Source organism: Arthrobacter sp. 05T442, assembly GCF_056395945.1.
In genome coordinates this window covers 110679-120774 of sequence record NZ_JBFTKM010000012.1, presented here as the reverse complement: position 1 = coordinate 120774, position 10096 = coordinate 110679, and the positions used below count along the sequence as shown (strand labels likewise).

The following is a 10096-nucleotide window of genomic DNA, read 5'->3' as shown; positions in this document are numbered from 1 at the left end:
GATTCACCCTCTGGCGCCGTGCCCGGCGCCTGCGCGTTGCCGGTGCGGGGGTTGGTGGCGGTGTTCATGACCGTGAGGAGGTGCTCGAACTGGTCGGGGGTCGCGAAGATCTCCAGGCGGTGCAGGCCGTGGCGGTTCCGGCGGATGAAAGCGCCCTGAAGCTGGCGCAACAGCTCCTCGGAAGGTTCGGCACCGTCCTGGTCCATCGCGTCCGCCCAGCGGCGTGCGACCCGGACCAGGAAGTCCGCGTCGTTCCCGGCCGCGGTGCTCGTCAGGGCGTGCTCCATCCGGGCCGCGGCGTCCCCGTCGCAGGCGTGCCGGACCCGGTCCAGCGCCAGGGTGATGATCGTGGCGGCCCGGGACGCGACCTCACCGGCCGCGACCGCGGCCCCGAGTTCCCCGCGCACGGCAGGCAGCGTCTCCCCGGCAAATCCCTGCCGGGGCAGCACCTTCCCGGAGAGGGAGAGCCGGCGCCGGGCCTCCGCCGCGCTGATCAGCAGCCGTGCCCGCAGGAACTCCACGGTGTTCCGGCACCCGTCATCCACCGGATCCGCCGCACCCGACCGGGACACCGCCCCGCCCCTAGAGACTCCGGCCGCCGTAACGGGCGAAGCACCATCCCCGGCCCGTGTCCCACCAGCCGCGGTGGCCACAGCCGCCAACGTCGCCCCGCTCCCGCCGGAATCGTCCCGCCAGCCCGTCGTCCACGAGGCAGCACACTTCGCGGCGTCCGCCGCAGCCTGCTTCCGGGTCCGGTCCACCGCCGCGGCCGCCACGAGCTGGAGATACTCCACATGCCGCGACAGTTCCTCCACGCCGCCGGCGAACTCCGATGCCGCCCGGAAACCAAACAAAGCCGCGTCCTGCACCGCCGTCGCGCCGATCATTTGGAGTGCGGCCAAAACGCCGTCCACACCAGGCTGAAAGCCCGGGTCCGTACCCTGAAACGAGCAGGGATTCGTGCCGCAGGCGAGAGCGGAGCCGGTGCACCTCTCCGTGCCCTGCCCCTCATCCTTGAAAGGAATGAAATCCCCGACGGCTTCCACAATCACAGTCTGCCAGTGGGGTGTGACGTTTTGGCCGGACTTCGCGTGGGCCGGACCATCGAGCTTTTCTCCAGTCACCTGGACCTGGCGCCGGATTTGAGTTGGGGGAGGAACCCCCTCACATCCGAAAATAAGGACCAACAATGCCCACGTACCTCTGTCCCGGCGAGCTCCATGACGCGTTGACCATCCGTGATCTCTCAAGTCCGGACGATCAGCCCCATTCGATGCAGGCACTTTTGCGGGCCGTTATCGACGCCCTCGGCAGCGAATGGAGGGTGCTGGCGATGTTGCGCTCCCGGTACAGCTCCCCGCCGTCCGCCCTCGCGCTCCGGATGCCGCCGGGGCAGGGATGCCCGGTGGACCGAATGCACTTACACTGCTGGAATGCCTATCATCCCGGATACCAAGGACTGGACCTGGGTCCTGTCACGGCCCTGCCCAGAGTGCGGTTTCGATGTCTCGGTCGGGACCCCGGCCACCGCGCCGGGGATCATCACGAGCATGCTCCCCCGATGGCGTGCCGCCGTCCGGCGTCCGGATGCGGCGGAACGGCCCGATGACGCCACGTGGTCGGTCCTCGAGTACAGCTGCCACGTCCGGGACGTCTTCACGCTCTTCGATCACCGGCTGTCTCTCATGCTGGCGGAGGACGACGCCCGGTTCGATGACTGGGACCAGGACCGGACTGCGATCGAAGAGGACTATGCCAACGCCGACCCGGCCGGGGTCGGCGCCGAGCTGACCGCCGCGGGCGAACAGATTGCCGCGTCCTTCGCCCGCGTCCCGGAGGACGACTGGGGCCGCAAGGGAACCCGCAGCAACGGCTCGGTGTTCACCGTCCTGACCTTTGCGCAGTACTTCCTGCACGACGTCGTCCATCACCTCCACGATGTGGACGGCTGACAGAACCCCTCGCGGAGGCCGAGAGGGCCGTAACCGGCGCCATGTCGGTCCGTGGGCAACAGGCCCAGGCCCGGGCTATCCCCGCGCCGGAACCGCCGCCGGGGCGGACCCTTCGCCCGCAGCAACCGGGGCGGCCGCAGCAACCGGGGCGGCCGCAGCAACCGCGGCAGCCGCGGCAGCCGCGGAGTCAAGATCCAGCCGGGCATCAGCGACGTCGATATCGTCCGGGTTGTGCGTCACGAGGACCACAGTCCGGTCCCGTAGACCGTCACGCAGTTCGGCCAGCATGGTCCGGCCCGCCTCCGCGTCCAGGTGCGCCGTGGGTTCATCGAGCAGGATCACCTCCGCCCCGGTCATGAGGGTGCGCGCGACGGACAGTCGCTGGCGCTCTCCGCCGCTGAGAAATGCACCGCCCGGGCCTATCCTCGTGTCCAGCCCGTCCTCAAGCCGCGCCAGGAGCGGTCCGAGGCCTACCGCGGCGAGGGCCGCCTGAAGGTGCCCGTCCAGCACCCCGCCGGCAGCGCGGTCATCTTCGCGCGGCTTCTCCGGGAGCCCCAGCATCAGGTTTCCGCGGATGGTGGAGTCGAAAAGGTGCGCCTCCTGCGGGCACCACGCTGCGCGGCCGTCCAGGAAGAGCCGGCCGTTTTCGGCCGGAAGGAAGCCGAGGATGACGGCCAGCAGGGTGGATTTGCCGGATCCCGACGCCCCCGTCACAGCGAGCCAGCGTCCCGGCTCGGCCGTCGCCGTGAGTCCGGAGAAGACCGCATTGCCGCCCGGCCACACGGCACCGAGCCCCTCAAGTTCGATTCCCGGAGCGCCTCCGGGCCGTGAGGCCACGGCGACGAGGCCGGATGCATCCTCCGTGCCGCCTGCGTGGCTCCGGTCCAGCACCCCGGCGTCGCTGATCCGACGCAGCACCGTGCGGAGCGCCGGGTACTGCCGGACCGCCGTCGTGATGGCCGCATAGGGTTCCACGAGGGCAAGCTGCAACAGGACGACGACGGCGACCGTCGCCGGCACCGCCGCGCCGTTGGCCACCGCCGGCGCGGCCAGTACGGCGCTGGCCAGGGCGGCGGCCCCGCAGGCCAGCACCGTGAGGCCCTGGCCGAGCCCTTCTGCCCATGCGGAGCGCTGGGATGCCGCGGTCGCGGCCCGGTCGGCCCGGCCGATCGCCTGAAGCACGGGGGCAGTCACGCCGTTCGCGTGCAGTTCTGCCCGGGCGTCCAAGGCCGCGGCGACGTCACGGAGCACGCCGGACCGGAGCCGCTGTTCGGTGCCGGCGGCCATGCGGTCGGCGGCAAGGGCCAGCGCCGGTGCCGCGAACAGGCTCACCAGTGCGGCAGCAACCACCGCCGGGAGGGCGTCCGGCAGCAGCATCCCGATCCCAGCCACTGCGGCCGCGGCAACCGCGACTGCGGTCACGGGCGGCAGTACGACGCGGGGCAGCAGCTCCCGGAGCGTGTCGACGTCGTCCACCACGGTGCCCAGGACGTTGCCGCCCTGCAGGAGCCGGCGCAAGGATAAGGCGCGCCGGCTCAGCGATTCCCAAAGCCGGCCCCGGAGCCGGGTCAGGGCGGCGAAGACGGCGTCGTGCAGCAGCAGCCGCTCGGCGTACCGCAAGGCCGCCCGGCCGACGCCAAAAAACCGCACGCCGACGATCGCGGTGAGCAGATACAGGATCGGCGGCTGTTCGCTGGCGCGGATGATCAGCCAGCCGGAGAGGCCGGCGAGGGCGACGGCGAACAGGGCCGCCAGGGTGCCCACGGCGCCGGCGGCCGCAAAGCGGCCCGATACCGGCGCCAGGAGCCGGCGCAGCTGCGTTCCGGCAGAGCCGACGGGAACAGTGCGGGCGTCCGGTAGTGCCCGCGCCGGGGCCTTGTCCAGTCCAGCGTTCCGTTTGTCCGTGGTCGTGGTCGCGGCATGGACGGTCGACGGCGGCCGGATCGCCGCATCCCGCACGTCCGGGTCTCCCCCGGCGGATGCCGGCAGCGGAACGGGGCCCGGATATTCGATGCCAGGGTGGCCGTCACCGTGCGAAGCCACCGCGACGAGCACGTCGGCCAGTTCCCTCGTCTGCCGGTCGTGCGCGACGAGCAGCACGGTTGCCCTGCCCCGCAGCCCGGCGATTGCCCGGCTGACGACGGTGGCGCACTCCCGGTCCAGGTGGGCCGTGGGCTCATCGAGCAGCAGGACGGTGGCTCCTGCCTCGATCCGGGCCAGCCCGCGGGCCAGCGCCACGCGGCGCAGCTCGCCCGGGCTCAGTTCCGCCGGGTGCTTGTGCGCCAGATGGGCCGCTGCAACGGCTGCCAGGCAACGCCGCGCTGCGTCGCTGGCGGCCGCGGCGTCATCAGCGCCGGCGCCGGCCGGCCCGGATGCCGGCGCGGATGCCGCAGCAGACGCCGGCGCACCGAGGTACAGCCGGACCTCCTCCAGCACAGTCGACGCCACCATGACCGGATGCTGCGGCACCCAGGCGGTGTCCGCTGTCGTGAATCCTTCAAGGCGACCGCTGATCTCTGTTCCGGCGCCTCCACCGATGGTCCCGGCCAGCACGCCCAGCACCGTGCTCTTGCCGGCGCCGCTGGCTCCGTCGAGGGCCGTGATCCTGCCGGGTGCCGCGGTGAAGCTGAGCGGCCCTACGGCAGGGTCCATCCGGCCGCGGTAGCGGACGGTCAGGCCTTCTACGGCAATTTCGGGCGGCCCGTCCGTCCCGGTCTGCCGGGACGGACGGCCGGAGCCTCCGGCCGGTCGCAGTGGAGCTGGTTCCGGCCCCTCAAGGACCGCCGCGGTTTCGGCGAGCGCGGCGCGGCCTTCATCGCTGGCATGGTGGGCGGTGCCCAGCTCGCGAAGCGGAAGGTAGCAGTCGGGGGCCAGGATCAGCGCCAGCAGCCCCGCTTCGAGGGCCATGTCCCCGTTGACCAGCCGGACGCCGATGAAGACGGCCACCACGGCCACGGAAATCGTGGCGATCAGTTCCAGGGCCAGAGCCGAGAGGAAAGCGGTGCGCAGGGTTCCCATCGTCCGGGAGCGGTACTCCTCCGAGATATCCTCCAGGGCCTGACGCTGCGTTGTGGCGCGGCCCAGGCCCACCAGGACGGGGAGTCCCTTGGCAAGTTCCAGCATGTGCCCGGAGAGCCGGGACAGCGCGGACTGGGCTTCCCTGACCCGTTCTTGCGTGTACCGCCCGATCAGGATCATGAACAGCGGCACGAGGGGCACGGTCAGTACGATCACCACGGCGCTGATCCAGTCCGCGAACAGGATGCGGGCCCCGAGCAGCAGCGGGATGGCTGCGCAGTTGACCAGGGCCGGAAGGAACTGCGTGTAGTAGCTGTCCAGCGCGTCGAGCCCCCGCGTGGCCAGGACGGCGAGCCCGCCGTCGGAGGGGCCTGCGGAGCGGGTTCCGCTGCGCAGCGCCCGCTCCAGCAGCTGCGAGCGGAGCTCCTCTTTGACTCCCAGCGCCGCGCGCCGGGAGGCGACGGCCTGCGCCCAGACGGTGACGGCGCGAAGTGCCACTCCCGCGGCCCCCCAGACAAGCTGCTCAGCCCAGCCGGGATTGTGCACCATCAGCCCCGCGAGCATCGACGCCACCGCCTGTCCCATGAGCACCAGCGAGAGTGCCTTCAAGGCGGCGAGCAGGCCCAGCAGATAAAGGGCGGACCGCGTTGCAGGGCCGGCCGGGAACGGTCTCATCAGGTTCTAGTCCTTGGGGGCGAGCGTCTTGGCGGCGATCGCGGGCAGGAAGCTGTGGGCCTGGGGAATATGCGCGGCACTCACGCGGCGCCGGAACACCCAATACGTCCAGGCCTGGTACGCCAGGACCAGTGGCAGCCCGATGCAAGCCACAATGCTCATCAGGCCCAGCGTGTAGTCCGAGGAGGAGGCGTTGGAGACCGTCAGGTCGAACGCGGGGTTCAGCGTGGACGGCAACACCACCGGGAACGCGGCGCCGAAGATTGACGCGCTGCCAAGCAGAAGGAAGACGCCCAGGGACAGGAACGCCCTTCCCTCGGCACCGTTGCGGGCGAAGTTCCATGCCGCTGCGGCCGCCAGCACGGCGAGCACGACGGCGGCCACGGTCCAGGCCTCGCCGCTGAGCAGCTGCAGACTGACGGCCCAGCCCGCAATCGGCAGGAGCAGCACCGGCAGCAGCCGGACGAACCACCGGCGCGCCCGGTGGCGGACGTCGCCGTCGGTCTTCAGTGCCAGGAAAGCCAGCCCGTGCAGGAGCGAGAACCCGACGACGGCGAGGCCGCCGAGCACGGCGTAGCCGTTGAACCACGCGAACGGGCCGCCCTCGCGGTCACCGTTCGCGTTCAGCGGGAGCCCGGTGGTGGTCAGGGCCAGTGCGGCGCCCACGCCGAAGGCCGCCACGAGCGAGCCTGCCGAGATGGCCCAGTCCCAGCGCGCACGCCACTGCGGGGTGTCCACCTTGCCGCGGTACTCGAACGCCACGGCCCTGAAGATGAGCGCGACGAGGACCAGCAGGAGCGGCAGGTACAGTGCCGAGAACAGGGAGGCGTACCAGAGCGGGAAGGCCGCGAAGGTGGCGCCTCCGGCGGTCAGGAGCCAGACCTCGTTGCCGTCCCAGACCGGCCCGATCGTGTTGAGCAGGACGCGGCGTTCGGTGTTGTTCCTGGCGAACCCCTTCATCAGCATGCCGACGCCGAGGTCAAAGCCCTCGAGAAAGAGATAGCCCGTCCACAGCACCGCGATGGCAATGAACCAGATGGTGGGTAGCAGTTCCATGCTGAGAATCCTCTGCGCTTCCAGGTTGCGGTGGCTTAGTAGGCGAAGGCCAGGACGTCGTCCCCGGCTCCGGGTTTGCCGGGTCCCGGCGTCTTGTCTTCGTTTTCGTCGGCGGCGGCGTGGGCGAGTTCGGGCATGGCCGAGACCACCCCGCCACGGATGTAGGTCACCAGGAGCCTGACCTCGACCACCAGAAGCACCGCGTAGACGGCTGTCAGGACCAGGAGCGAGGTCAGGATTTCCCCGGCGGACACTCCCGGGGAGACGGCCGCGGCGGTGAACATGAAGACCTGGTCGATCCCGCTGGGATCAGGGTTCGGGGCGACGACGAAGGGCTGGCGGCCCATCTCCGTGAAGATCCAGCCCGCGGCGTTGGCGCCGAAGGGTGCCAGGATCCCGAAGACGGCCAGGCGCATGAGGCCACGGGAGGCCGGCACCGTCCCCTTGCGGGTGAGCCAGAGCGCCACGAGGGCAGCGAGCGCGGCGACTCCGCCGAACCCGATCATCATCCGGAAGCCCCAGTAGGTGACCTCCATGACGGGCACGTACTGGATGTCCTGGCCGGCGCGGGCACCGTAGATGGGGTTGTCCGGCAGGGTGGTGCCGTACTTTGCCTTGTACTCGTCCAGCAGGCTGTTGACGCCTTTGACCTCGGTGGTGAAATCGCCCTTGGCCAGGAACGACAGGATGCCGGGGACCTCGATCACGGCGACGATGTCGTTGCAGTTCTTCGATCCGAGGTTGCCGACGCTGAGGACGGAGAATCCGGTGCCGTCGTGGCAGGCGGCTTCGGCGGCAGCCATCTTCATGGGCTGCTGTTCGAACATCAGCTTGCCCTGCAGGTCGCCGGTGACGGCGGTTCCGGCGAAGGAGATCATTGCAACGACGGCACCGATCCTCAGCGAACGGATCCACACGGCGTGATCGGTGCGGTCGCGACCGGAGATGGCGGCCTCGCCGGGAATCACCTTGCCGTCGGGCCCGACGGTGTCGATCCCGTCGTGCCGGCGGCGCCACAGGTGGTACCAGGCGATGCCAAGCAGGAAGCCGCCGGCAACGGCCAGTGCGCCGAAGAGGGTGTGGGGGACGGCGACAAGGGCCGTGTTGTTTGTGAAGACGGCCCAGGCATCCGTCATGTGGGGCCGGCCGTTGACCATTTCGACGCCCACGGGGTGCTGCATCCAGCTGTTGGCAACGATGATGAAATAGGCGGAGAAAGCGGAGCCGATCACGGTGACCCAGAGGCAGGCCAGGTGGACGCCGCGTTTGAGCTGCTTCCAGCCGAAGATCCACAGGCCCAGGAACGTGGACTCCACGAAGAACGCCAGGAGGGCCTCCATGGCCAGCGGGGCACCGAAGACGTCGCCCACGAAGCGGCTGTATTCGCTCCAGGCCATGCCGAACTGGAATTCCTGCACAATGCCGGTAGCGACACCCATGATGAAGTTGATCAGGAAAAGCTTGCCCCAGAACTTCGTCATCCGCAGGTACTCAGCCTTGCCGGTGCGGTACCAGAGCGTCTGGATCACGGCCACGACCAGGCCAAGGCCGATCGTCAGGGGCACCATCATGAAGTGGTACACGGTGGTGATTCCGAATTGCCAGCGTGCGATTTCCAAGGCGTCCAAGGCAGTCCCTACTTTTGGCTAGGTTCGAGCAAGTTCTACACAGCGTAGAACTGATACTTCTACAGAGTGTAGAACACATCGGCGCTTCCCAGTAACCCAGACTCCCACGGCCCGTCACAGCCCGCAATGGGGCCGCGCGCCCGACGCCGACACCGCCGCGCGATGCCGCGCAACGCCGCCCGACACGCCGAAGCGCCACAGTTCTACCTCATGTAGAAAGAATGCGCAAAACACGGTAAATTTAAGAGTGAAGTATTCACGCCCCGCCCCGGCCACAGACGCATCACGCCGGAGCGGCCATCAAAGAAGGACGATCGAATGGCAAGTCTCGGTGAACTGGAACGGGCAGTGATGGATCTGCTCTGGGCAGGCCAAGAGGCTGCAACGGCCAACACCCTGCGTGACCTGCTCGCGCAGAGCACTCAAGCCCAGGACGGCACGGCCGGCCACGAGGGCAAGGACCTGGCCGTCACCACGGTGCTCACCGTACTCTCCCGCCTTGAGCGGAAGGGCCTCGTCGAGCGCGAACGCGGCACGCGTCCGCACCGCTACCAGGCGGTCTCCAGCCGTGCAGACCACACCGCGGAACTCATGCATGAGGTCCTGGGCTCCGCGCCGGACCGTGAAGCTGTGCTGGCACGGTTCATTGGCTCGGTCACGGACACTGAAGCGGAGACACTGCGCAAACTGCTGGGCCGCAGCTAGCGCCCGATGTTCTGGACCTCATATCTTCTGGCGGTCCTGGCGGTAGTACTGGCCTGGCCGGTGCCCATCGTTCTTTCGCGCGCCCAGTGGCCGGCCCGCTCCCCCTTCACGGCGATGCTTCTTTGGCAGGCAATCGCGCTCGCCGGCGGGCTGTCCATGATCGGCGCCATGCTGGTCTACGGGCTGGAGCCGGTCGGGGACAACCTGCTGGCAGGTCTCAAGGCCCTGGCCGGAATGGTCTTCAACAACGCGCCCACGACGGACCTGGGCTTCTGGCACATCTTTGCGCTTTCCGCCGCGGCACTCCTGACGGCCCACCTCGTCTTCACCCTGCTGCTCACCTACTACAAGATCCAGCGGCAGCGGCGGCGGCACCGGGAACTCCTGGCCCTCCTCGCCTCGCCGTCCGATGACGGCCCGGGGACCATGGTCATCAGCGTGGACTCCCCGGTGGCCTACTGCCTCCCGGGCGGGGCACGGTCCGTGACGGTCTTGTCGGACGGGCTGATGGCGGCCCTGGAACCCGCCGAACTGCGTGCCGTGCTCATCCACGAAAACGCCCACTTGAGCCAGCGGCACCACCTTCTGCTGTGGGCTTTCGCCGCCTGGCGCCAGGCACTTCCCTGGCTTCCTACCACGCGGCTGGCCCAGGAAGCGGTCAACTCCCTGATCGAGATGCTGGCCGACGACGTCGCGCTGAAGACCGAGAGCCGGGCCACCCTCATCAAGGCGATCGCCATCGTGGCGAGCGGCTCCACGGGCACGCCGGCCAGCCGGCTGGCCTTCAGCGAAAATGGGATGGCCGACGGCGATACCGGCCAGCCGGGCGCAACGGGAGGGTCCGGATCGGCAGGCACGACGGCGTCGCGCGTCAGCCGCCTGCTCTCGCCGCAGCCTCCGCTTCCGGAAGCACTGCGTACCGTGGTCCTGGCGGCCTGCGTGCTCCTGCTGGCGCTGCCGACGGCGCTGCTGCTCGTCCCGGGCCTGCTCGGCTGAACCAGTCCGCTCAATCACGGCACCCGGTTCAAGCGCACATCCCGCCCAAATCAGCGTGAGGGCCGG

At 69.4% G+C, this 10096-nt stretch carries 7 protein-coding genes; 3 read left to right on the top strand and 4 right to left on the bottom strand.

Features of this window, described 5'->3' with window-relative positions; all coding sequences use genetic code 11:
* A partial coding sequence (locus AC1DES_RS13035; RefSeq protein ID WP_476896122.1) for a DUF222 domain-containing protein occupies positions 1-902 on the bottom strand: 902 nt, incomplete at its 3' end.
* Positions 903-1433: 531 nt separating this feature from the next.
* On the opposite strand from AC1DES_RS13035, the gene AC1DES_RS13030 reads away from it, so the two are divergent.
* Positions 1434-1952, top strand: a complete 519-nt coding sequence (locus tag AC1DES_RS13030) for a DinB family protein (protein ID WP_476896121.1) — start codon at positions 1434-1436, stop codon at positions 1950-1952.
* A 75-nt stretch (positions 1953-2027) separates the two neighbouring features.
* On the opposite strand, the gene cydD is transcribed toward AC1DES_RS13030, so the two are convergent.
* The 3 genes from cydD to AC1DES_RS13015 are packed head-to-tail and all read right to left on the bottom strand — an operon-like array spanning position 2028 to position 8329.
* Positions 2028-5645, bottom strand: a complete 3618-nt coding sequence (gene cydD, locus AC1DES_RS13025; RefSeq protein WP_476896120.1) for a thiol reductant ABC exporter subunit CydD — start codon at positions 5643-5645, stop codon at positions 2028-2030.
* 6 nt (positions 5646-5651) lie between these two features.
* A complete protein-coding gene (gene cydB, locus AC1DES_RS13020; RefSeq protein WP_476896119.1) occupies positions 5652-6701 on the bottom strand; it encodes a cytochrome d ubiquinol oxidase subunit II in 1050 nt (349 codons plus the stop codon).
* A gap of 35 nt (positions 6702-6736) precedes the next feature.
* The gene (locus tag AC1DES_RS13015; protein ID WP_476896118.1) at positions 6737-8329 is read right to left on the bottom strand and encodes a cytochrome ubiquinol oxidase subunit I; all 1593 of its coding nucleotides are present in this window, start codon (positions 8327-8329) and stop codon (positions 6737-6739) included.
* A 318-nt stretch (positions 8330-8647) separates the two neighbouring features.
* On the opposite strand from AC1DES_RS13015, the gene AC1DES_RS13010 reads away from it, so the two are divergent.
* Together AC1DES_RS13010 and AC1DES_RS13005 are read left to right on the top strand one after the other, a co-directional pair.
* Entirely contained in the window at positions 8648-9034 is a 387-nt protein-coding gene (locus AC1DES_RS13010) for a BlaI/MecI/CopY family transcriptional regulator (RefSeq protein WP_476896117.1), read from the top strand.
* A gap of 6 nt (positions 9035-9040) precedes the next feature.
* On the top strand, positions 9041-10030 hold the full coding sequence (locus AC1DES_RS13005) for a M56 family metallopeptidase (RefSeq protein WP_476896116.1): 990 nt from the start codon (positions 9041-9043) through the stop codon (positions 10028-10030).
* The last annotated feature ends 66 nt before the right edge of the window (positions 10031-10096 follow it).